A 22,847-nucleotide genomic window follows, 5' to 3' on the forward strand; every position below is an offset into this window, starting at 1 on the left:
ATATTCAGTCGGCTGTCCGGGCAACTGGGTTCAGTGAAGACGATCAGTATCCGGCCCTGTTGGCCACAATCCATCAGGCACGGCCGAAATCACCGGCTGCAGATCTGAACTGCAGCCCAGAACAAATCATCGCGTCCAGCTCTCGCTCTGGACGCCGTCGAGGGGGAAGGATCCTTCGTGACAGAAACCACTGAGCTGGCTTCAGCTGTGGACACAACAACTTCTGCTGCTGAGTCGTCAACAGCAGCAACCACCAAGAGCAGCGGCCTTGCAGGCCTTAAGCTCGCCCAGCTCCAGGCTCTTGCCAGCCAGCTGGGGATCTCCGGTGGGTCCCGTATGCGTAAGGGGGACCTGGTAACTGCCATTTCCGCCCATCGTGCAGGGACTTCTACCGCCAAGGCCCCGGCCAAGGCGTCGACGAAGGCTGCCACCGCGCCCAAGGCAGCCCCGGCTGCCGAGGCCAAAGTTGCGGAGAAGAGCGCTCCTGCCGCTGAAGTGGGCACGGAAGCGCCGGCCCAGGAAGCCCCTCGTGGACGTGGACGTGGCCGCAGCCGCCGCGCCACCAGCGATGGCGTCGTTGCCGCGGCAGAGGCCGCTGCACCTGCTGAAGCGCCGGCCGCGCCGGTGTCAGAGCCCGAGGCAGCACCGGAAGGCAGCGAAGCCGCCACCGAGCGTCGCCAGCCCCGCACCCGTAACCGTCGTCGCAGCGAGACTGCTGCAGCTCCGGACGAAACTGCAGAAGCCCCGGCCGCTGAGCAGCGTCCCGAGCGCACGGAACAGCGTGCTGACCAGCGTGGCGAGCGGACCGAACAGCGCGAACAGCGCGCCGAGCGGACCGACCAGCGCGAACAGCGCGCCGAGCGTACTGACCAGCGTGAACAGCGTGCCGAACGCACGGAACAGCGCGAACAGCGCGAACAGGCCGACTCTGGCGATCAGTCGCGTGAACGTCGTGACTCCCGCGGCCGCCGCGAGGACACCAACGACCTCGAAGATACGGGCAATCGCCGCAACCGCAGGAACCGCCGTGATCGCAACGATCAGAACGAGCGCAGCGACCGTCGTGGCGGTCAGGAGAGCCGGGACGGCAACACCCGCAGCGACCGCTTCCGCGACCGCAACGAACGCCGCCGCGGCCGTGCGCAGGGCCCGGATGTTGATGACATCGAGGTTACCGAAGACGACGTCCTGCTTCCCGTAGCAGGCATCCTGGACGTCCTGGAGAACTACGCATTCATCCGGACTTCCGGCTACCTCCCCGGCGCGAACGACGTCTACGTTTCGCTGGCACAGGTCAAGAAGTACAACCTCCGCAAGGGAGACGCCGTCGTTGGCGCCATCCGTGCGCCACGCGAAGGTGAAGACCGCAACCAGCAGTCGTCGCGCCAGAAGTTCAACGCCCTCGTTCGTGTTACTTCGGTCAACGGCAAGACTCCTGAAGAGCTCAAGGACCGCGTCGAGTTCGCCAAACTCGTGCCGCTGTACCCGTCCGAGCGCCTGCGCCTGGAAACCGACCCCAAGAAGATCGGTCCGCGTGTCATCGACCTCGTGGCTCCGATCGGCAAGGGCCAGCGTGGCCTGATCGTCTCCCCGCCCAAGGCCGGAAAGACGCTCATCCTGCAGTCCATTGCGAACGCGATCACCACCAACAATCCTGAGGTCCACCTCATGATGGTCTTGGTTGACGAACGTCCCGAAGAAGTCACGGACATGCAGCGCACCGTCAAGGGTGAGGTCATTGCCTCCACCTTCGACCGTCCCGCAGATGACCACACCACGGTTGCCGAGCTCTCCATCGAACGCGCCAAGCGCCTCGTCGAAATGGGCATGGATGTGGTGGTCCTCCTGGACTCCATGACACGCCTGGGCCGCGCCTACAACCTGGCAGCACCGGCCTCCGGCCGTATCCTGTCCGGTGGTGTGGACTCCGCAGCGCTCTACCCGCCGAAGCGCTTCTTCGGTGCTGCCCGCAATATCGAAAACGGTGGCTCGCTGACCATCCTGGCAACGGCTCTGGTCGAGACCGGCTCCAAGATGGACGAGGTTATCTTCGAGGAGTTCAAGGGCACCGGCAACATGGAGCTCCGCCTGTCCCGCCAGCTGGCAGACAAGCGAATCTTCCCGGCCGTGGACGTCAACGCGTCCGGCACGCGTCGCGAAGAGAACCTGCTCTCACCGGAAGAAGTCAAGATCATGTGGAAGCTGCGCCGGGTCCTTTCAGGCCTTGAGCAGCAGCAGAGCCTTGAGCTGCTGACGAACAAGATCCGGGAGACGCAAAGCAACGTCGAGTTCCTCATGCAGGTTCAGAAGACGACGCTTGGAGCGAAGTCGGACAACGACAAATAGCTGCCTACTGAGCCGCTGATTCTGCTGCCCCCGCCCCTACGCGTGGTGGCCACGTCCTTACGGACTTGGCCACCACGCTCCGGCAGGCCCGAAGCCACTCCCGGGGCAGCAGAATCGGCGGCTCGTTTCGTTCCCGGCCCACCTTCCCTGGCCGGCATATTTTGAGCGGTCTTTGTTTAAACGGAGATCCTTGGCTCGGCACCACGAGTGCTCAGCACGGCGTGTGTTGGCACAGCCGACGAGGGCTGTACGTAGCCCCTCATCGCAGTTATTAGACTTGTTGAAGTCGAAAGAGGTTTGAAAATGTTTGAGTCCGTTCAGGGATTGCTTGATGAACATGCTGCTATCCAGGCGCAGTTGAGTGATCCTGCTGTTTATGCCGATCAGTCTGCGGCCCGGAAACTGGGGCGGCGTTCTGCCCAGCTCCAGGGCATTGTGGAGGCGTACAACAAGTGGCGCGGACTCAATGACGACCTCGAGGCCGCCAAGGAAATGGCTGCCGAGGATCCCGATTTCGCCGCAGAGGTGGAGGTGCTGCAGGAGCAGATTCCTGCTGCACAGGAGAAGTTGCGCCGTTTGCTGATTCCCCGTGATCCTGACGATGCCCGCAACGTCATCCTTGAGGTCAAGGGTGGCGAAGGCGGCGACGAAGCTGCGTTGTTCGCCGGTGACCTTCTGCGTATGTACATGCGTTACGCCGAGTCCCGGGGTTGGAAGACCGAGATGATATCCGCCACGGAGTCTGACCTGGGTGGGTACAAGGACGTGTCCGTGGCCATCAAGGGCAACTCGAACGACCCCGCGGAGGGCGTCTTTGCGCGGTTGAAGTTCGAGGGCGGCGTGCACCGGGTACAGCGCGTTCCGGTTACAGAGTCGCAGGGCCGTATCCACACGTCCGCAGCCGGTGTCCTGGTGCTTCCGGAAGTGGATGAACCCGAAGAACTGGAAATCAACCAGAACGACCTCAAGATCGACGTCTACCGTTCCTCCGGTCCCGGCGGCCAGTCCGTCAACACCACCGACTCCGCAGTTCGCATCACCCACTTGCCTACGGGCATCGTGGTGGCCATGCAGAACGAAAAGTCGCAGTTGCAGAACCGTGAGGCCGGTATGCGCGTGCTTCGTGCCCGGCTCCTGGCCCACCAGCAGGAACAGATCGACGCCGCCAACTCCGAACAGCGCAAGTCGCAGATCCGTACGATGGACCGCTCGGAGCGCATCCGCACCTACAACTTCCCGGAAAACCGGATCGCGGACCACCGCACCGGGTATAAGGCCTACAACCTCGACGCCGTGATGAATGGTGATCTGGAGCCCGTCATCCAGTCGGCGATTGAAGCCGACGAGCAGTCGCGCCTGGACGCCCTGGGCGAATAGCAGAGCACCGCCAGCTCCCGATTTCCAGCTGTCAGGGCATAGATATGACGATTTTCCCAGGCCAGAGCCTCGCGGACGCCGTTCGCGAGGCCACTGCGGTTTTATCCGACGCCGGAGTCCCCACCCCGCGCGTCGATGCCGAACTTCTTGCGGAGCACCTGTTGGGCGTGGGGCTGGGCCGGTTGCGGGCAATGCTCCTGGGTGATTCCCCCGCACCTGAAGGCTACGCCGAACTGGTGGCTGAGCGTGCCGGGCGCGTCCCGCTTCAGCACATCACCGGCGTCGCGTATTTCCGCCACCTTGAGCTGCGGGTGGGCCCTGGCGTATTCATCCCCAGGCCCGAAACGGAATCCGTTGTCCAGCTTGTCATCGACCACGTGGCCGGAATGTCCCACCCCAGGATCGTGGACCTCGGAACCGGTTCCGGAGCCATTGCCGGTTCAATCGCCCAGGAGGTTCCAGGGGCTGAAGTCCATGCCGTGGAGTTCAGCACTTTTGCCCATGCCTGGGCCAGCAGGAACCTTGAACCGCTGGGCGTCCACCTGGTCCAGGGTGATCTTAGGGATGCCTTGCCCGAACACAACGGCTCCTTTGACGTTGTGGTGTCCAATCCTCCGTACATCCCTGCCGAAGCCATCCCGAACGAGCCGGAAGTTGCGCTGCATGATCCGCCCGAAGCACTGTACGGCGGGGGAGCGGATGGCATGGAACTCCCGACGGCGGCAGCGGCTACCGCGGGCCGCCTCCTGAAAGCCGGCGGTTACTTCGTGATGGAACACGCAGAAGTCCAGGCGGATTGGATCAGCGGCATGTTGCGTCGAGCGGGACGTTGGCAGGACATCACGACGCACTTTGACCTCAACGGCAAGGAACGTGCCACGAGTGCGGTGCTGGCAAACAAGGCTCCTGATGAGTGAAAGAATAGCGCTGTGACCACAACCTACAATTGCACTTCCGATGACCAGCGGGCTGAAGGACTTCAGCACGCGCAGCGTGCCATCAGCGAAAAGAAGTGCATCGTGCTGCCGACGGACACCGTGTACGGCATTGCAGCTGACGCCTTTTCCCCCTTGGCCGTGACAATGTTGTTGGCTTCCAAGGGCCGTAGCCGGCAAATGCCCCCTCCGGTCCTGATTCCGCGCATCAATGCCCTGGACGGACTCGCGAGCGATGTATCCGCCAACGCCAGGGCCTTGGCGCAGGCGTTCTGGCCCGGTGGATTGACGCTCATCCTCCACGCCCAGCCGTCTTTGGATTGGGATCTGGGTGATACCAAGGGCACGGTGGCCCTGCGGATGCCCGACGACGAACTCGCACTGGAGCTCCTGGGCCTTACAGGCCCGCTGGCTGTGTCATCGGCCAACCGCACGGGCCAGGAAGCAGCACAGACCGCTTCAGAGGCGCGGCTCCAGCTCGCAGATTCCGTGGAAGTATACCTTGAAGGCGGCTTCCGGCCCGTGAAGGGTACTGCTGCACTGCCTTCCACCATCGTGGATGCGACCTCCGAACCCTTCCGGGTGGTACGTCAGGGCGCCATCTCCCTGGAACGCTTGCGTGAAGTTGTTCCTTCCGTCCTCGGCGTTGACGAGCCTGTACCTTCTGTTGCTCCGGCGGCAGAAACCGCGGCAGCAGCACAGGAAAAACCTGTCTCCGAAGCGGCCACGGCGCAGGACGCACCTGTCGAAGTAACGGAAGCACCCGCCGTCGAGGATCCGGCGCCTGCTGTATCAGCATCGGCACCCGACGCCCCACGTGAAGCCAAACCCGAATGATTCCGGAACGCCAGCGCGTCCCCGTCCTTGACGTAGACGCGACTCCGCTGCGCGTCAATGAATTGATCGATGCACTGGATGGACTCATCTCCACCGGAACCACCCGCACTGTGCTCGGACACAATCTTCACAGCATTACGCTGTTCCACTCGTGCGCAGATTTCCGTTCACTTTACGATCAAAGCTCGATCGTCCTCCTCGACGGCGCCCCGGTAGCCATGCTTTGGGGCTTGGCCCACAAACGGCAACTGAAGCCCCTGGGACAAGGCCCCATGGCCTACCGGCTTGGATCCATGGACTGGATCCCGGCTCTTGGGGGAGTGAAGGGGCTGGAACGGGTGGCCGTGATCGGCGCCGGACGGGCGGCAAATACGCAGGCGGTGGCCCGGCTGCGCACCATCATTCCTGATGCGACGGTAGATGGAATGCCCGGCGAAGGATGGGACGAGGCCTTGGAAATGGCTGTCGTGGAGTGGTTGGACCGCTTCCGTCCTCAACTGGTGCTGCTGGGCCTTGGCATGCCGCTCCAGGAGACGGTGCTGCATCGGCGACTCACTCAGTTTCCGCCCGCTGTGTATTGTGCCGTTGGCGGTGCCATTGAACAGGTGGCCGGCGTCCAGAAGCTCGCTCCGCGTTGGCTCGGGCGCCTTGGGCTCGAATGGGCGTGGCGCCTGGTTCTCCATCCGGGCCGTGTTGCCTACAGAGTTTTCGTTGAACCGTGGAAGTTGGCGGGCCTGTTGATTCGGCGCCACTTCCAGCCATCCCAGACCAAAGGCAAGTAAATGACGTCCAAACCCGTTGTGGTCGCCGTTGTGGTGACCTATAACCGGCGTGAACTCCTTGAGACCACCTTGGCCGGCATCACCGCCGGGACCGAGGTGCCGGACGCCGTCGTCGTCGTGGACAACGCCTCCACAGACGAAACTGCGGAGTTCCTCAGGGCCTATCGGGGCCCTGTGCCCACGGACGTTGTTACGCTCAACGCCAACGTGGGCGGTGCCGGGGGATTTGTTGTGGGCATGGAGCGCGCAGTCCTGGACCACGGTGCTGACCACGTCTGGATCATGGACGACGACACCGAACCGCAGCCCGGCGCACTTCGCGAGGCGCTGGATGTGTCTGAGGCTTATGAACAGGAAACCGGGGAAGCTCCCGCGTTCATCGCCAGCCGGGTGGTGTGGACGGATGGTCGCGACCACCCAATGAACCGCATGCGTCCACGCATCGGTGCCAGCGAGGCGGCTCGCAGCACCGCTGCCCGGCTCGGGGCGGTTCAGATCCGCAGCGCATCCTTCGTCTCTGTCCTGATTCGCGCTGACGAGATCCGGCGTCACGGACTGCCCATTGCCGATTACTTCATCTGGAACGATGACCTCGAATACACGGCCAGGGTTTCGCGCCGGGGAACGGCCCTTGCTACCAGTGCGTCGGTTGCCAGTCATCACACCAAAGTGTTTGGAGATGCAGGGGCGGACCCCGGCCCCCGGTTCTACTACGAAGTTCGTAACAAGCTCTGGGTCTACACGAGATCCAACGCCCTGGCTCCTTGGGAAAAGGTCCTCTTTATGGGAGCTTCGCTACGCAATTGGGCCAAGACCATTGCTGCGTCGTCAAACCGCAAAATACTGCTTGATGGCTTGTTCAAGGGCCTGCGCCATAGTTTGAAGGCGCCCCGGTCCAACGCCGAAGTGCTCAAGGGGATCTACGCCTTGCGTAACGTCCAGGAGCCTGCCAGGTAGAAGCCGGCCGCGTGGCTACAGCACATCAGCTGTAGTTTTGCGGCTGCGTCACGCCGGTGGCCACGACCATTGGCATTAGTATCGTGACTAGAGTCCACAGAAATCCCAGCATCATTTGGCACAGCCGGTGCAGGCATGGCGACGGAGTAGTTCCATTTATCGACAGACAGAAATCCACACCTTGACCTGCCCGGAACTACACGGCTTTCCAGCGATGCACCGGCTGCATACGTTGGTCCGTGCAGCTGATTCCGGCATTGTGCTGCTTTCCGGAGCCGCGTCATGATTATGTACCTGCTGATGGCGCTCACGGCTGCCTTGGTGTCCTATGCCGGCACGTGGGGAGCCCGCGTACTCGGGAACAAATTACGGCTTTACCGTCCCATCCGCAGCAGGGACATGCACTCCGCACTCATCTCAAAACTGGGCGGGCTTGGCATCTTTGCAGGCTTTTTTGTTGCCCTAGTGGTGGCAAGCAACTCGTTCTTCGTGAAGGACATATTCAGGCATAACGATGCTCCGTGGGGCATCTTGGCCGGAGCAGTCGTGATCGTCGCAGTGGGGGTCGCGGACGACATCCTCGATATCCGCTGGTGGATCAAGCTCCTGGGGCAGGCAGCAGCGGCTTTCATCGTCGCCATTTGGGGTGTGAGGATGTCCGTGGTTCCGTTCATCCCCGAACCGATCCTGATTGAATCCGAGCTCGTCCAGATTGTCCTGACAGCAGGGCTGATTGTTACCACCATGAACGCCGTCAACTTCATTGATGGGTTGGATGGATTGGCTGCAGGTGTGGCCACCATAGGCGGCGGTGCCTTCTTCCTCACTGCGTACTGGGTTCATCGGAACAACCCATCCACTGACAATTCAGACCTTGCGACACTCCTGATGGCGATCCTGGTGGGCGGCTGCATAGGATTCCTGCCGCATAACTGGTTTCCAGCCAAGATCTTCATGGGGGACTCCGGTGCCATGCTCATCGGTCTCCTCATGGCTTCAGCCGGCGTAGTGGCAACGGGGCAAATCGGATCCGGGCTCTATGACCGCGCCAACGGCATCCCGACGATCATCCCGATCCTCCTGCCGTTCGCCGTGCTGTCCCTTCCGCTCCTGGATTTCGGAATGGCCGTGGTTCGCAGGACCGCCCGGGGACAGTCTCCTTGGTCCGCAGACCGTGGGCACCTCCACCACAAGCTGGTGGACCTCGGCTACTCGCACCGCACCGCCGTCGTCATGCTTTATGTCTGGACGTGCATCCTGGCGTTCGGCGGGGTGGCGTTCGCAGTGTTCCCGTGGCAGATTGTGTTGATCGTGGTGGTTGTTGCTGCTCTCGTCATGGCCGCTGTTACCGCATGGCCGTACTTCACGCGGAATACCGCGGACCCGGGGGAGCACTCATGACTTCCGGTTATGGTCACAGTTCTATCTCATGTAGAATTCTTTCTGCGGACAGTCACTCGCCCGTAACCCCACTTTGAGAATATGGCACCCGTGCCACGAGGATTGGTATCCCCATGACATCCAACGCCGATTCCGGACGCCCGTCCGGTAAACGTGCTGTTGGAGTTTCCGGGGAAACCTCCAACCTGTGGCTGCGCTTGCTGCTCTTGAGCTCCGCTGCTGCCCTGGCCGGATTGCTCGTGACGAGTATCGTCGCAGCGTTCATGAATGGTGGCCAAGGTGCGCTTTCAGCAGCATTCGGTGCCGCGCTGGTCATGCTCTTCTTTGCGATCAGCCTTCTGATCGGTCATTTCGTTGGCCGCAATAATCCTTCCGGCGCCGTCGGCCTGTTCGTGGCGACGTACTTCGTAAAAGTCGTCGGCTTTGCCGTGATCCTCTTTGTGATCGGTACTCCCGCCTGGTTGCACGGCCGATGGTTCGTCATCGGCGCAGTCGTGGCTGTCATCCTTTGGCAGTCTGCAGAGATTTACGGTTTCAGCAAAGCCCGCCTCCAGATCTACAACGATCCTGCGGATGGGAAGGGTGGCACGGATGTCTCTGCGTAAGCGCAAGTCCCCGTCAAGCCACACTCCGTCGCAAGGTTCGGCCAACGATTCTGCCGACGCCGGAAACGATGGTGGATACAACGCCGGCATCGCCGTCTTCAGCTACATCGTTGGCGGGATCATTGTCTGGAGTTTGATAGGCTGGGGTCTGGATAATCTGTGGGGGACCCGCTGGATTGTGCTCCTTGGCGCTCTGCTGGGAGCCGCAGGAGGGTTCTATCTTTCCCATATGCACGGCCTCACCAGGCAAAGCTCTTCTTCTGGCGAGAGCAACGCAGACAGCGGTCCGTCCACGGACGGGGACAGTAATGCCAAATAATTTCACACGGAATATGGATGCGTCGAGCGCGTCCGGCTTCCAACCAATGCCCAATGATGGACACAGCAGAGAGGAAACGCGTTGATCGCGCTTGCGCTCCCCGCCCAGGATTCGGGGTCATTCACCCCACCCGGAATCGACGAAATGCACCTGCCGGCAATCCTGCCTTGGGGTGCGCACGATGGCTTCTCCAAGCAGATGCTGCTGGTGATCCTTTCGGTCGTCATTATCGCTACATTCTTCATCCTCGCTGCACGTAAGCAGCAGCTGGTTCCCGGCAAGCTGCAGTTCGCAGGCGAAATGGCCTATGGCTTCGTCCGCAACAGCATCGCCAAGGACATCATCGGCGGCAAGGACTTCATCAAGTACGTCCCGCTGTTGTTCAGCTTGTTCTTCTTCATTCTGGTGAACAACATCTACGGCGCCATCCCGCTGATCCAGCTCCCGAGCTTCTCGCACGTTGGCGGCGCCTATGTGCTGGCCGGCATCGTGTACTTCACCTGGATTGCCATCGGCATCAAGAAGAACGGGCTGAAGTATTTCAAGCTCGCAACCGTTCCGTCCGGTGTGCCGTGGTACATCCTGCCGATCGTTGTTCCGATCGAAATCATCTCCAACTTCCTGGTCCGCCCCGTTACGCACAGCCTCCGTCTGTTCGCGACCATGCTGGCCGGCCACCTGATCGTCATGCTCGCCGGTTCCGGTATTGAGTTCCTGATCATGCAGGAGAACGTCCTTTTGAAGGGCACGTCGGTTCTCGTCCTTGTTGGCGCTATCGCCATGTACATGCTCGAGGCCCTCATCATGGCCCTGCAGGCCTACGTGTTCACGCTGCTGACCGCGATCTACATTGAAGGCGCCCTGCACGCCGACAGCCACTAGGCTCAAAAACTTCCCCTTGAGGGGATTGAAGTAAACCAAACAACCTGCCACATGGGTGGCATCTTGAAAGGAAAAAAATGGAAGGCAATCTCAACCTCGTAGGTTACGGTCTGTCCGCAATCGGCGGTGGTATCGGTGTGGGTCTCGTATTCGCGGCTTACATCAACGGTGTTGCTCGTCAGCCGGAAGCTCAGCGCGTGCTGCAGCCGATCGCATTCCTTGGTCTGGCACTGACCGAAGCTCTTGCCATCCTCGGCCTCGTCTTCGCTTTCGTTCTCTAGTCTTCGACTTTCGAACAAAGCGAATTCCGCAACCGAGTAGATAGGACGGGTGAAATATGAATCAGCTGATCATCTCAGCCGCCACTGAAGGCGAAGAGGCCGCTAACCCTCTCGTTCCCAATGTTTGGGAAATGGGCGTCGTCCTCGTCGGCTTTGCTGTCCTCCTGTACATCGTGGTCAAGTTCATTGTCCCGATGTTCGAGAAGACCTTCGCAGAGCGCGCCGAAGCGATTGAAGGTGGCATCGCAAAGGCAGAAAAGGCACAGGCCGAAGCTTCTGCAGCTCTTGAAGAGTACAAGCAGCAGCTCACCGACGCCCGCGCCGAAGCCAACCGGATCCGCGAAGAAGCACGCGCTGAAGGCGCCCAGATCCTCGCGGACCTCAAGGCCAAGGCTGCTGCCGAGTCTGCCCGCATCACAGAGCAGGCACACGCTGCCATTGAGTCCGAGCGCCAGGCAGCCGTTGTCTCGCTTCGCTCAGAGGTTGGCACTTTGGCTACCACGTTGGCTGGCCGCATCGTTGGTGAAGCACTCACTGATGATGAGCGTGCCGCACGCGTTGTGGACCGCTTCCTGGCAGATCTGGAGACCCAGAACGCAGGTGCAGCTAAGTAATGGCAGGTATATCGAGCGAATCGCTGACCACGGCGCTGGCGCAGTTGGAAGCCAAGCTTCCTTTTGCCTCGCTGCAGTTGGCAAAGGACCTCTTCGGAATCCTGGGAACGGTGGACAGCTCGGCTGGCTTGCGCCGCGCCCTGACTGACCCGTCCCGTAGTGGAGACGAGAAGTCGGCGCTGGTCAAGCAGCTGGTTAGCGGAAAAGTCTCCGCTGATGCTGCTGAAATCGCGGGCGGACTGGCTGGCTTGCGCTGGGCATCTGCACGCGATATCGGCGATGCACTCGAGACTCTTGCCGCCACGGTTGTCATTGCCGTAGCTGAAAACAAGTCGGCCGTTTCTGCCTCTGGTATTACGGGGCTGGAAGAGCTGGAAAACGATCTGTTTGCTTTCAACCAGGCCGTCGCTTCCAGCCACGAAGTACAACGTGCTCTGTCTGAGCCGCAGGCATCCGCCGCGGCCAAGGTGGTCCTGGCCGAGAAACTTGTTCCTGGCAGCAGCGAGGAAGCAAAGGTTCTCATTGGCCAGGCCGTAACTCAGCCGCGCGGTGTCAAGCCGAGCAAGCTCGTCGAGTCCTTCGCCAAGCTTGCAGCCAAGCGTCAGCAGCGCTGGATTGCAACTGTCAGCGTTACCCGTCCGTTGACGGAAACGCAGGCCAGCCGTCTGCAGGCCGGGCTGAATGCCCTGTACGGCCGCGAGCTGAAGGTCAACGTCAATGTTGACCCCCGCCTGATTGGTGGAATCCGGGTTCAGGTGGGTGATGAAGTGCTTGACGCTTCTGTTATCGGCCGCCTGACCGACCTCCGCCGTCAGCTCGCTGTCTAGCGAAGACAAAGCACAACTTAACTGATATAAAACCCGGTCATCGTGAGCAACGATGATCACGAAAACAGGAGAGCAGGGACTGCAGATGGCCGAATTGACCATCAACGCCGACGACGTCCGTAATGCGTTGAACGAGTTCGCGGCGTCCTACGAACCCGGAAACGCAGAGCGCGTAGAGGTTGGTCGTGTGACCACCGCAAGTGACGGCATCGCCCGTGTTGAGGGTCTTCCCTCGGTCATGGCGAACGAGCTGCTTCGCTTCGAAGATGGCACGCTGGGCCTCGCCCAGAACCTTGACGTCCGCGAGATCGGTGTCATTATCCTCGGTGACTTCACCGGTATCGAAGAAGGCCAGGAAGTTCACCGCACCGGTGAGATCCTGTCCGTTCCGGTTGGCGATGCCTTCCTCGGTCGCGTTGTCGACCCGCTGGGCCAGCCGATCGACGACCTCGGCGAGATCAAGGCCGAGACCACCCGTGCACTGGAACTCCAGGCTCCGGGCGTCACCGAGCGCAAGTCGGTTCACGAGCCGATGCAGACCGGCCTCAAGGCTATCGACGCCATGATTCCGATCGGCCGCGGCCAGCGTCAGCTGATCATTGGTGACCGCCAGACCGGCAAGACCGCAATCGCTGTGGACACCATCATCAACCAGAAGGCCAACTGGGCTTCCGGCGATGTTACCAAGCAGGTACGTTGCGTCTACGTTGGTGTTGGCCAGAAGGCTTCCACCATTGCCGCAGTACGCCAGACCCTTGAGGACCACGGCGCGCTGGAGTACACCACCATCGTGGCCTCCCCGGCCTCGGACCCCGCCGGATTCAAGTACCTGGCACCGTATGCAGGCTCGGCCATCGGCCAGCACTGGATGTACGGTGGCAAGCACGTTCTGGTGATCTTCGATGACCTGTCCAAGCAGGCTGAAGCCTACCGCGCCGTGTCGCTGCTGCTGCGTCGTCCGCCGGGACGCGAAGCTTACCCCGGTGACGTCTTCTACTTGCACTCCCGCTTGCTGGAGCGTTGCGCAAAGCTCTCCGACGAGCTCGGCGCAGGTTCGATGACCGGTCTTCCGATCGTCGAAACCAAGGCAAACGACGTTTCCGCCTACATCCCCACCAACGTGATCTCCATCACGGATGGTCAGATCTTCCTCCAGTCGGACCTCTTCAACGCCAACCAGCGCCCTGCTGTTGACGTTGGTGTGTCCGTCTCCCGCGTTGGTGGCGCTGCCCAGGTCAAGTCCATGAAGAAGGTCTCCGGTACCTTGAAGCTGGACCTGGCCCAGTACCGCGACATGCAGGCATTCGCCATGTTCGCCTCTGACCTGGATGCGGCTTCCCGCCAGCAGCTGACCCGTGGCGCACGCCTGATGGAACTGCTCAAGCAGGGCCAGTACTCACCGTTCCCGGTTGAGGACCAGGTTGTTTCCATCTGGGCCGGCACCAACGGCTACCTGGACGACGTCCCGGTTGAAGACATCAGCCGCTTCGAGTCCGAGTTCCTGGAGCACCTGAAGCACAAGTCCTCCATCCTGACCACGCTGGCTCAGACCAACGTCCTGGATGACGACACCGCCGCAGCCTTGAAGGAAGCAATCGTTTCCTTCAAGAAGGGCTTCTTCGGTGAAGGCGACGACCGTCTGGTTGGCGCCGGCCACGAAGAGCACGAAGCGATTTCCGGCGGCGACGTCGACCAGGAAAAGATCGTCAAGCAGAAGCGCTAGTTTCGATGACCTGTTCTGCCGGGGTCCTAAAGGGCCCCGGCAGGGCAGTACGTCGGGAACTTAGGAAAGGATAAGTATGGGAGCCCAGATTCGGGTCTACCGTCAGAAGATCAGCTCGACGACGTCGATGCGCAAGATCTTCAAGGCGATGGAACTGATCGCTACCTCGCGCATCGGTAAGGCCCGCGCCCGCGTAGCAGCTTCACTGCCTTACGCGAACGCGATTACCCGTGCCGTTTCTGCTGTCGCAAGTCAGAGCGAAATCGACCACCCGCTGACCACTGAGCCGGAGCAGATCCGCCGTGCCGCAGTCCTGATTATCACTTCAGACCGTGGCCTTGCAGGATCCTACTCCGCGAGTGTACTGAAGCAGGCTGAAGGTCTCACCGAGCTTCTTCACGCAGAAGGCAAGGAAGTCAAGGCGTACCTGGTGGGCCGCAAGGCGCAGGCGTACTTCGATTTCCGCAACCGTGACTACGCCCGCAATTGGACTGGCGGCACGGATGCACCGGAATTCGAAACCGCACAGGAAGTCGGAGCTGCACTCCTCGAAGACTTCGCCACCGACTACGAAGAAGGTGGCGTGGACGAAATCCACGTCGTATACACCCGCTTCAAGTCCATGGTGACGCAGGAGCCGACGGTTATCCGTTTGCTTCCTCTGGAAGTCGTCGAAGAAGAAGCCGCTTCGGAGTCCGACCTGCTGCCGTTGTACGAGTTCGAACCGGAAACGGAGCAGGTCCTTGATGCCCTGCTTCCGCGTTACATCGAATCCCGCATCTTTGCAGCCATGCTGCAGGCCGCAGCTTCCGAGCTCGCAGCCCGCCAGCGTGCCATGAAGTCGGCCGGTGACAACGCTACGGAACTGATCAAGAAGTACACGCGCCTTCGCAACACGGCCCGCCAGGCCGAGATTACGCAGGAGCTTTCCGAAATCGTGGCCGGCGCCGACGCCCTCGCGTCCTAGCCGGTAACGGATTCGGCTCGAAGCCGCACCTGCACCAAACAGATAAACTTAACCCCACGCCATCTACTGAGTGAAGTGAGAGAGATGACTGCCACTGCTACCGAACACGTAGCAACGGCCGGTGCCACCGGCCGCATTGCCCGTGTTATTGGTCCGGTTGTCGACGTCGAATTCCCGGCTGACGCAATCCCCTCGATTTACAACGCTCTGACCACTGAGATCACACTCAATGGCCAGACCAAGACCATCACGTTCGAGACCTCCCAGCACCTGGGTGACAACCTCGTCCGTGCCATCTCCCTGCAGGCTACCGACGGACTCGTCCGCGGTACCACCGTGCAGGACTCGGGTGCTCCGATCTCCGTGCCCGTCGGCGACGGCGTCAAGGGCCACATCTTCAACGTCCTCGGCAAGCCGCTGGACGTCGAAGAATCCGAGATCAAGGCTGACGCCTACTGGCCGATCCACCGCAAGGCTCCGGCCTTCGCTTCCCTCGAGGGCTCCACGGAGATGCTCGAGACCGGCATCAAGGTCATCGACCTCCTCACCCCGTACATCAAGGGTGGAAAGATCGGCCTGTTCGGTGGCGCCGGTGTTGGCAAGACCGTTCTGATCCAGGAAATGATCACCCGTGTTGCCCGCAACTTCGGTGGTACTTCCGTATTCGCCGGTGTTGGCGAGCGTACCCGTGAAGGTAACGACCTCTGGGTTGAAATGGAAGAGGCCGGCGTTCTCAAGGACACCGCCCTTGTCTTCGGCCAGATGGATGAGCCGCCGGGAACGCGTCTGCGCGTGGCCCTGTCCGCACTGACCATGGCGGAGTACTTCCGCGATGTTCAGAACCAGGACGTGTTGCTCTTCATTGACAACATCTTCCGTTTCACGCAGGCAGGTTCGGAAGTTTCCACGCTGCTTGGCCGTATGCCGTCCGCTGTGGGTTACCAGCCGAACCTTGCTGACGAGATGGGCCTCCTCCAGGAGCGCATCACGTCCACCAAGGGCCACTCCATCACGTCGATGCAGGCTATTTACGTGCCTGCTGATGACTACACCGACCCGGCTCCGGCAACGACCTTCGCGCACCTCGACGCGACCACGGAACTTTCCCGTGAAATCGCCTCCCGTGGTCTGTACCCGGCCGTTGACCCGCTGACGTCGACTTCCCGCATCCTGGACCCCCAGTACATCGGCAAGGACCACTACAACACGGCTGTCCGTGTCAAGCAGATCCTGCAGAAGAACAAGGAACTCCAGGACATCATCGCCATCCTCGGCGTTGACGAACTGTCTGAAGAAGACAAGATCGTCGTGTCGCGTGCACGCCGTATCCAGCAGTTCCTGTCCCAGAACACCTACACCGCCAAGCAGTTCACCGGCGTTGAAGGCTCCACCGTGTCCATCAAGGACACCGTGGAAGGCTTCACCGCTATCTGCGACGGCGAGCTGGACCACATCGCAGAGCAGGCGTTCTTCAACGTCGGTGGCCTGGATGACGTCGAGCGCAACTGGGCCAAGATCCAGGAACAGACCAAGTAGTATGGCTGAGCTCGAGGTTGAGATTGTCGCAGCGGACCACTTTGTGTGGTCCGGCGCGGCCAAGATGGTGAAGGCCCGCACCAGCGATGGTGAAATCGGAATCCTGCCGGGCCACTCGCCCCTCCTGGCCATCCTGGCCGAGGGTGAGCTGGCAATCCAGCCGGTTTCCGGTGACCGTATTGCGGTAGTTGTTGACGGTGGTTTCTTCTCCGTCGACAACGATCGTGTGGTCATTGTTGCTGACAACGCCCAACTGGGCGAAGCGGCTACAGCGGGGATCCGATAGCACGACCTTGATGGACGATTCCCTTATTCCGTTCATCGCCCTGGCAACGGCGTTTGCGTTGCTGATTTTTTCACTGTGCCTTTTTGGGGTGCGCCGCTTCAATCTGCGGCGCGCCCTGGGCACGGTTGACGCCTCCATTTGCACGGCTGGAAACAGCTGGCAGATGGGGGTTTGTCGTTATCAGGACAATGAACTTGAGTGGTTCCGCTTGATGTCCCTGAGCGTGATCCCAAAACACAGATATAAACGCAGCTCGTTGGAGTTGCTTGGCCGGCGTCAACCTACTGAGGATGAGCTCGTCAAGGTGCAGCCCGGCGTCGTCGTGGTTGAACTCCAATATGAAGGTAAGAAGTTCATGCTTGCCATGAACTTCGATGCCTATGCCGGTCTTTCTTCCTGGCTCGAGGCCGGACCTGTCATCGGCGTCGGAACCTGGCGTTAGGCCCCATGGATTTTCTTCTGGACGTCAGCCTTGTTGATGGACCATTCCTGTGGTTGAGCATTATCGGCGGTGTGGTGGGAGCTGCGTACCTTCTATGGAGGCGTCAGCGTTCCTGGCCACTGGCCGTCGCGGCCTGCGTGGCGGGTGGCGTCGCCGTTGTGGCGCTGGCCCACTGGGTCCTGGTTGATCTGATGGCCATCTTCTCGGAAAACCTCCCCTTTGAGACATTGGCGTGGTCGGTTCCGGCTGTCGCGGCCGCTCTGCTGTTTGCGACGCGATTTCCCCGTGCCACGTGGAAAAGTCGTGCCCGCGGCCTGGTAGCGACGCTGGGCGTGGTTCTCTTGAGCGTTGTCCAGGTCAATGCCTACTTCGGACTGAACAACACGGTGGCTGACCTTCTAGGTACAGCCGTCGCCCGTATCCAGCCCTTGGAGGGCAGCCTTCAACGCGCTCCGGACAGCAAGCCTGGACCTGCGCCGTCGGTTTGGAGAGCTCCCGAGTCAATGCCGCGGGGCGGCATCCTTCGAAAGGCCCAGATCCCGGGAAACATATCGGGCTTCACAGCACGGGAGGCCTACATCTACCTGCCTCCGGCCTATCAAACCGCAGCACGGCCAAGCTTGCCTGTGCTGGTGCTTTTTTCAGGCCAACCCGGGGGCCCCGCCGACTGGTTAACAGGGGGCCAACTCCGTGCGCAACTGGACAGGTTTGCTGACGCCCATGGCGGGATCGCCCCCGTCGCGGTCGTGGTGGATCCAAACGGCTCGGCAAGCGCCAACACGTTATGCATGGACAGCCGCATCGCGCAGGCTGACACCTATCTCTCCCAGGACGTACCTGCCTGGATCAGCTCCACCTTGGATGTATCAAACGATCACCGGCTGTGGGCAGTGGGTGGCTTTTCGTATGGCGGTACGTGCGCGGTACAGATGGGGACAAAGCATCCGGAATTGTTTACTTCGGTAGTGGGTTTTTCCGCTGAGCGGGAGCCATCGCTGGCGAAGGACCGGAACAAGACCATCGCAGACTCGTTCGACGGCGACGTGGCGGCTTTCGAGTCAAGGACCCCTTTGTTTTTGATGCAACAGCGGGATTACGCGGGCAGCGGCCTGTACTTGGCAGCGGGCGCCACGGACACCGAGTTCACAGACTATATGCACGTTCTTGCCGACGCTGGAACGGCAGCGGGATTTAGCGTCCAAGCACACTCAATCCAGCACGCCGGCCACTCGTGGGATGCTGTGGTCCGGGGTATGCCTGATGCGCTGGATTTCTTGTCTTCCCGTTGGGGAATAGTCCAGTGAGCCTTGCCCTGAAAGGCCTCGTGCAGCCCGTCTTGAGGCAAGCCGCCAAACATCTCCGTGCTACTCCCTTCACCACGCTCGTGCTTGCGCTGTTCGTGGCCGTGTCCGTTGTGTCCGGCAGCATCCTTGGGGGTCCTGCGGAATCGTTGCTGCCTGTGGCGGGCGTGACCCTGGCTGGGCTGCGGTCGGGGGAGTGGTGGTCTATCTGGACGTCATTGTTCTTTACGACCAACCTGCTGGCGTTTGTCACTGCTGCGCTCATGATCCTGTTCCTGTTGGGGCTTGCAGAGCGGCGGTTCGGCTTCTTCCGGACGGCCGGGGTCTTCCTGGGCAGCCAGTTTGCATGCGTTGCGGCATTCCTCCTGGTCACCCAGGTGGCGCGGTACATGGATGATGGTTGGATCTCCAGGATGGTGGATACCCGGCTGATAGGACCCTACGGTGCCTTGATCGCCACAGCGCTTGCCGCCAGCGCCATGTTGCCAACGCTTTGGCAACGACGATTGAGGACCGTGGTTCTCTCCTTGTCCCTGCTGCTCGTGCTGTACATCGGGCACGCCGAGACCTTGATGGGGCTTGTGGGAGCTTTGTTGGGCCTGGGGGCTGCGTGGTGGACCCAGAGCAGCCAAGGTCACCTTCACCTGCACCGCTCCACAGGCCGTGAAGTGCGGAACCTGCTGGCCCTCACCATGGCCATTTTCGCTGCCGGCCCCATACTGACCGCTGCAGCCAAGAGCCCTTCGGGACCTCTGGCCTTGTTGCGGGATGTCATCCTTAACCCGCTCCCCACTCTGAGCCAACTGGAAAGCAATTGCGGCGGCACCATTGACGTGGCTTGCCTCGAGCTAAGCCGTCAGGGCTATACGGGTCCGTTTGGCCTGGCACTTGCGGTTGTGCCCGTGGTCTTGTTGCTGATCTGTGCCGACGGCATGCGGCGTGGGCGGCGCCTGGCGTTGGGGATAGCGATCGGTGTCCAGTTGGTCGTAGTGGCCCTTTCGACTGTCTACTTGAGCCTTTTTGCGGGCATTCCAATGCCCCCGGGACGTCAAGCGGCGATGTTGAACCCGGCAGTTGTGCATCTGATCCCCTTGGTCCTGGTTCCGCTTACCCTGGCGGTCCTGTTGTTTGCTTATCGTGGACACTTCAGGGTCGAATCCTCTGCCCGTTTGCGGCGGCGCGTCTTTTGGCTGGTTGGCCTCACAGGTGCGTCCCTGGCGCTTGCATACACTGCCGTATGGCTGGCTTCGGGCGGCATGACGCGCGACGGCGGCTTGCTGGGTTTGGGTGCAGAGCTCGCCCGGCAGTACCTGCCGGTTCCGTTGCCCAGCGTGTACCGCAAGGTCTTTGCTGAGCGCGACGCTTTTGAAGTCTTTCTGTTCTCCTACTCCGGGACCGTCTTCTGGCTTGTGGCGTTGATTGGAGTCTGGATACTCCTCATCCGAGGCCACCACGCCGCCGGCCTGGACCATCAAGGGCGGGACCGTGCACGCGAGCTGGTGAAAGCCGGTGGTGATTCGTTGTCGTGGATGGCGCTCTGGGAGCCGAACAAATATTGGTTCAATCCTGGCGGTACGGGGGCAGTGGCGTACCAGCAGCACGGCCATGTCGCCCTGACCTTGGCCGGTCCCGTGGGCTCGGGGGAGCACCATGTAGAGACTGCTGGAGGATTCCTTGATTTCTGTTCCCAGCATGCCCTGATTCCTTGCCTCTACTCATGTACAGATGACTTGTGGCCCATGCTTCAGGCCCGCGGCTTTCGAAGGGTTGCTGTCGCGCAGGAAACCCGGTTGAGGATCAGGGGTTTGGAGTTCCGCGGCAAGGAGTGGCAGAACGTCAGGACGTCCCTCAACCGGGCAGCAAAGATGGGGATCACTGCCACATGGGGCCGGTATGACGGATTGCCCCATGCTCTGCGTGCACAAGTGGGTGAGGTGTCCGAAGAGTGGGCTGCACAAAAACGAGTACCTGAAATGGGATTCACGCTGGGCGGCCTGGATGAACTTGAGGACCCTGACGTGTTGTGCTGCGTGGCCACTGATGCTGAGGGGTTCGTTTATGGCGTCACCAGCTGGCTTCCTGTCTACCGGAACGGCAGTGTTGTCAGTTGGACCCTGGACTTCATGCGTCGCCGCGGCGATGCCTTCCCGGGAGTGATGGAATTCCTGATTGCATCCGCCATCCTCCATCTCAGGGAGTCGGTGGAAGTTATCTCACTCTCCGGTTCGCCCTTGGCGCGGGAGAAGGACGAGATTGATCAGCAGGCCGAGGGACTTGCCGGCATGTTGGACTTGGTTGGCCAGGCCCTGGAACCCGTCTATGGGTTCCGTTCCCTTGCTTCCTTTAAGTCACGGTTCCAACCCGATTACCGAACTTTGTATATGTATTACCAGGAGCCGTTGCACCTGCCCGCAATAGGAAGGGCGCTGAGCCGCGCATACCTTCCGGGATTGTCCGTGCGGCAATCTGCCAGACTGCTGCGGACACTGGTTGCTTGAATTCACGACGTCTTTTCTCTGACGCCGTTTAGCATTTCTTCACGCTTTGTAACAAGGGTTGTCGAAATATCAGACATTTCATCCGACATTCCGGCTGTTAAACACGTTGATCCCGACTGGAAAGCCGGGACCAACGTGTTTGTTGAAACTCCAACAAACAAAACCAACAGCTAAGACTAGACGACCGTAACGCCGGTTGCCTGGGGGCCCTTGGCGCCCTGACCGATCTCGAACTGAACGCGCTGGTTCTCATCGAGGGTCTTGAAGCCACCGGTCTGGATCTCGGAGTAGTGAACGAAAACATCCCCATCCGAGTCATCCGGGGTGATGAAGCCGAAGCCCTTTTCAGCGTTGAACCACTTGACGGTTCCCAGTGCCATGTATTTCTCCTCATTATGGAACAGCAGTCCGATACACCTCGTACCGGCCCTTGTTACTCCGCGAGAAGATCCGGATTCCGTCCAGGCTTGGCCTGTCCGGTTTCGCAGGAGCTTCACGCTCGCAACTCGTCTTGCGAGCATGAAAACCACCTACACAAAGACTGCTACAACACTTTCATGTGGCGTGCCGGAGGTCAACGGTCTTTAAGGCAATTCGGGAAAATTTTCGGTAAAAAGAAGGTAACGCGGACAACCGCAATTCGCCGCGATCTGATTGTCCTAAGCCAACCACTGTCCGTTACGCATGACCGCAGTAAGGCCGAGTTCCTGATCGGTAGTAACAACGTCAGCGCGAAGGCCGCGTCGCAATCCACCCACCTCGTCAGAGAGCCCAAGAATGGCTGCAGGCACTGCAGTCGCTGAGCAGATGGCGTCCGGAAGGGCGACGCCGGCGGCCACCGTCTTGCGGACCACTTCCAGGAGCGTGGCCGTGCCCCCTGCGATGGAGCCAGTGGCATCCAGGGTTGCCACGCCATTGCTGACGGTCACCGGCGACGGTCCGAGCATGTAGTTTCCGTCCGAAAGCCCCGCAGCGGCCATCGAATCAGTCACCAGGAGAATGTTGGCGGCACCCACCAACTGAAAAACGGTGGCCACGGTACTGGGGTCCAGGTGGGTGTCGTCGGCGATGAGTTCCACCACCGCCTTTCCCGCCTGGGCGGCCCGCAAGCAGGCAGCAACAGGGCCTGGCGCGCGGTGATGCATGGGTGGCATCCCGTTGAAAAGGTGGGTCACTGTCGGTAGCGAGCTGACGCCGTCGAACCCTGCCGATTCCAGTCCCTCGCGGGCCGCAGCCAACGATGCAGCGGCAGTGGCGTCGTCACAATCCGTGTGTCCCAACGAGGGCGTCACGCCGTGGAAGGTCATTAAGTCCACCAGGGCAGCGGCCCCGGGCAATTCCGGGGCATACGTCATAGTGGCAAGTTTGCCGGCGGCAGCGCCCACGAGTTCGTTCATGAGGTCCAGGTCCGGCTCCAGCAGGTAATCCGGGTTCTGGGCGCCGCATCGTGCATGGGAGAGGAAAGGACCCTCCAAATGGATGCCGGCCACCAGACCTTCGTCGACGAGCTTCACGTAGAGTTCGATCCCGCGAAGGAGGTCCTCCCGGGGCGCCGTAACCATGCTTGCGAGGAAAGTTGTGGTGCCGGAGCGGTGCAGGAACTCTACTGCTTTACGGGCCGAGGCCTCCTCTCCGCCTGGAAAGTCACCACCATTTCCGCCATGGCAGTGGACGTCCACCAAGCCAGGGAAGATGAAGTGGCCGCTGGGCGCACCAATGCGTATGGCGTGCCCGAATCCTTCAAACGCGTCCGCGTCAAAGCCGTCCGCCGGCCCTGCGTAGGCGATGCGGTCGCCGTCGATGGCCAGGAGGCCGTCTTCCACCACCACACCGTCACTTACGAGCGTTCCCGTGAGGATTTGGTGGCTGGGCGCGGAAGAGTGGACGAAATGGTCTGCGGCAGTCATGACTCTGATTCTAGTGGTCTGCGG

The 22,847-nt window shown here is 60.8% G+C and carries 22 protein-coding genes; 20 read left to right on the top strand and 2 right to left on the bottom strand.

The window, feature by feature from the left end:
• The first annotated feature begins 177 nt into the window (after positions 1–177).
• The 20 genes from rho (at position 178) to J2Y41_RS13290 (ending at position 20,916) form a co-directional block, all read left to right on the top strand.
• Positions 178–2,346 (top strand): transcription termination factor Rho, encoded by a 2,169-nt coding sequence (rho, locus tag J2Y41_RS13195; protein WP_309928969.1) that lies wholly within the window; start codon positions 178–180, stop codon positions 2,344–2,346.
• Positions 2,347–2,649: 303 nt separating this feature from the next.
• The gene (prfA, locus tag J2Y41_RS13200; RefSeq protein ID WP_224164684.1) at positions 2,650–3,723 is read left to right on the top strand and encodes a peptide chain release factor 1; all 1,074 of its coding nucleotides are present in this window, start codon (positions 2,650–2,652) and stop codon (positions 3,721–3,723) included.
• Positions 3,724–3,767: 44 nt separating this feature from the next.
• The gene (prmC, locus tag J2Y41_RS13205; RefSeq protein WP_309928973.1) at positions 3,768–4,640 is read left to right on the top strand and encodes a peptide chain release factor N(5)-glutamine methyltransferase; all 873 of its coding nucleotides are present in this window, start codon (positions 3,768–3,770) and stop codon (positions 4,638–4,640) included.
• Between the two features lie 12 nt (positions 4,641–4,652).
• Positions 4,653–5,495 carry an L-threonylcarbamoyladenylate synthase gene (locus J2Y41_RS13210; RefSeq protein WP_309928975.1) on the top strand — a complete coding sequence of 281 codons (843 nt, stop codon included), beginning with the start codon at positions 4,653–4,655 and terminating at the stop codon, positions 5,493–5,495.
• On the top strand, positions 5,492–6,277 hold the full coding sequence (locus J2Y41_RS13215; protein ID WP_224087993.1) for a WecB/TagA/CpsF family glycosyltransferase: 786 nt from the start codon (positions 5,492–5,494) through the stop codon (positions 6,275–6,277). The genes J2Y41_RS13210 and J2Y41_RS13215 overlap by 4 nt, the downstream gene beginning before the upstream one ends.
• Positions 6,278–7,234: a glycosyltransferase gene (locus J2Y41_RS13220; protein WP_309928979.1), complete on the top strand. Its 957-nt coding sequence runs from the start codon at positions 6,278–6,280 to the stop codon at positions 7,232–7,234.
• A gap of 282 nt (positions 7,235–7,516) precedes the next feature.
• Positions 7,517–8,635, top strand: a complete 1,119-nt coding sequence (locus J2Y41_RS13225) for an MraY family glycosyltransferase (protein WP_309928983.1) — start codon at positions 7,517–7,519, stop codon at positions 8,633–8,635.
• A 113-nt stretch (positions 8,636–8,748) separates the two neighbouring features.
• A complete protein-coding gene (locus tag J2Y41_RS13230; RefSeq protein ID WP_224087988.1) occupies positions 8,749–9,240 on the top strand; it encodes a hypothetical protein in 492 nt (163 codons plus the stop codon).
• Entirely contained in the window at positions 9,227–9,559 is a 333-nt protein-coding gene (locus J2Y41_RS13235) for a hypothetical protein (protein ID WP_309928988.1), read from the top strand. The genes J2Y41_RS13230 and J2Y41_RS13235 overlap by 14 nt, the downstream gene beginning before the upstream one ends.
• Positions 9,560–9,640: 81 nt before the next feature.
• Complete coding sequence (gene atpB, locus J2Y41_RS13240) at positions 9,641–10,441, top strand: F0F1 ATP synthase subunit A (RefSeq protein WP_224164674.1); 801 nt, start codon at positions 9,641–9,643, stop codon at positions 10,439–10,441.
• Positions 10,442–10,518: 77 nt separating this feature from the next.
• Positions 10,519–10,722, top strand: coding sequence for an ATP synthase F0 subunit C (gene atpE / locus J2Y41_RS13245; protein ID WP_009356484.1), 204 nt, complete (start codon positions 10,519–10,521; stop codon positions 10,720–10,722).
• Between the two features lie 56 nt (positions 10,723–10,778).
• Positions 10,779–11,336, top strand: a complete 558-nt coding sequence (locus J2Y41_RS13250) for a F0F1 ATP synthase subunit B (protein ID WP_224087986.1) — start codon at positions 10,779–10,781, stop codon at positions 11,334–11,336.
• The gene (locus J2Y41_RS13255; RefSeq protein ID WP_224087985.1) at positions 11,336–12,163 is read left to right on the top strand and encodes a F0F1 ATP synthase subunit delta; all 828 of its coding nucleotides are present in this window, start codon (positions 11,336–11,338) and stop codon (positions 12,161–12,163) included. Before J2Y41_RS13250 ends, J2Y41_RS13255 begins: the two co-directional genes overlap by 1 nt.
• 85 nt (positions 12,164–12,248) lie before the next feature.
• Positions 12,249–13,886 (top strand): F0F1 ATP synthase subunit alpha, encoded by a 1,638-nt coding sequence (gene atpA / locus J2Y41_RS13260; RefSeq protein WP_216924164.1) that lies wholly within the window; start codon positions 12,249–12,251, stop codon positions 13,884–13,886.
• Between the two features lie 76 nt (positions 13,887–13,962).
• Positions 13,963–14,853: a F0F1 ATP synthase subunit gamma gene (locus tag J2Y41_RS13265; protein ID WP_224087984.1), complete on the top strand. Its 891-nt coding sequence runs from the start codon at positions 13,963–13,965 to the stop codon at positions 14,851–14,853.
• A gap of 84 nt (positions 14,854–14,937) precedes the next feature.
• Positions 14,938–16,389 carry a F0F1 ATP synthase subunit beta gene (atpD, locus tag J2Y41_RS13270; RefSeq protein ID WP_144649785.1) on the top strand — a complete coding sequence of 484 codons (1,452 nt, stop codon included), beginning with the start codon at positions 14,938–14,940 and terminating at the stop codon, positions 16,387–16,389.
• Between the two features lies 1 nt (position 16,390).
• A complete protein-coding gene (locus tag J2Y41_RS13275) occupies positions 16,391–16,675 on the top strand; it encodes a F0F1 ATP synthase subunit epsilon (RefSeq protein ID WP_216923952.1) in 285 nt (94 codons plus the stop codon).
• Positions 16,676–16,685: 10 nt separating this feature from the next.
• A complete protein-coding gene (locus tag J2Y41_RS13280; RefSeq protein ID WP_224091077.1) occupies positions 16,686–17,117 on the top strand; it encodes a DUF2550 domain-containing protein in 432 nt (143 codons plus the stop codon).
• A gap of 5 nt (positions 17,118–17,122) precedes the next feature.
• Positions 17,123–18,421 (top strand): alpha/beta hydrolase-fold protein, encoded by a 1,299-nt coding sequence (locus J2Y41_RS13285; RefSeq protein ID WP_309928997.1) that lies wholly within the window; start codon positions 17,123–17,125, stop codon positions 18,419–18,421.
• A complete protein-coding gene (locus J2Y41_RS13290) occupies positions 18,403–20,916 on the top strand; it encodes a DUF2156 domain-containing protein (RefSeq protein WP_309929000.1) in 2,514 nt (837 codons plus the stop codon). Before J2Y41_RS13285 ends, J2Y41_RS13290 begins: the two co-directional genes overlap by 19 nt.
• Before the next feature lie 176 nt (positions 20,917–21,092).
• On the opposite strand, the gene J2Y41_RS13295 is transcribed toward J2Y41_RS13290, so the two are convergent.
• Together J2Y41_RS13295 and J2Y41_RS13300 are read right to left on the bottom strand one after the other, a co-directional pair.
• Positions 21,093–21,296: a cold-shock protein gene (locus tag J2Y41_RS13295; protein WP_018776337.1), complete on the bottom strand. Its 204-nt coding sequence runs from the start codon at positions 21,294–21,296 to the stop codon at positions 21,093–21,095.
• Between the two features lie 279 nt (positions 21,297–21,575).
• Positions 21,576–22,823, bottom strand: a complete 1,248-nt coding sequence (locus J2Y41_RS13300; protein WP_224090944.1) for an N-acetylglucosamine-6-phosphate deacetylase — start codon at positions 22,821–22,823, stop codon at positions 21,576–21,578.
• Between the last annotated feature and the right edge of the window lie 24 nt (positions 22,824–22,847).

The sequence above is a fragment of the Arthrobacter sp. 1088 genome, from assembly GCF_031455315.1.
Lineage (GTDB): Bacteria > Actinomycetota > Actinomycetes > Actinomycetales > Micrococcaceae > Arthrobacter.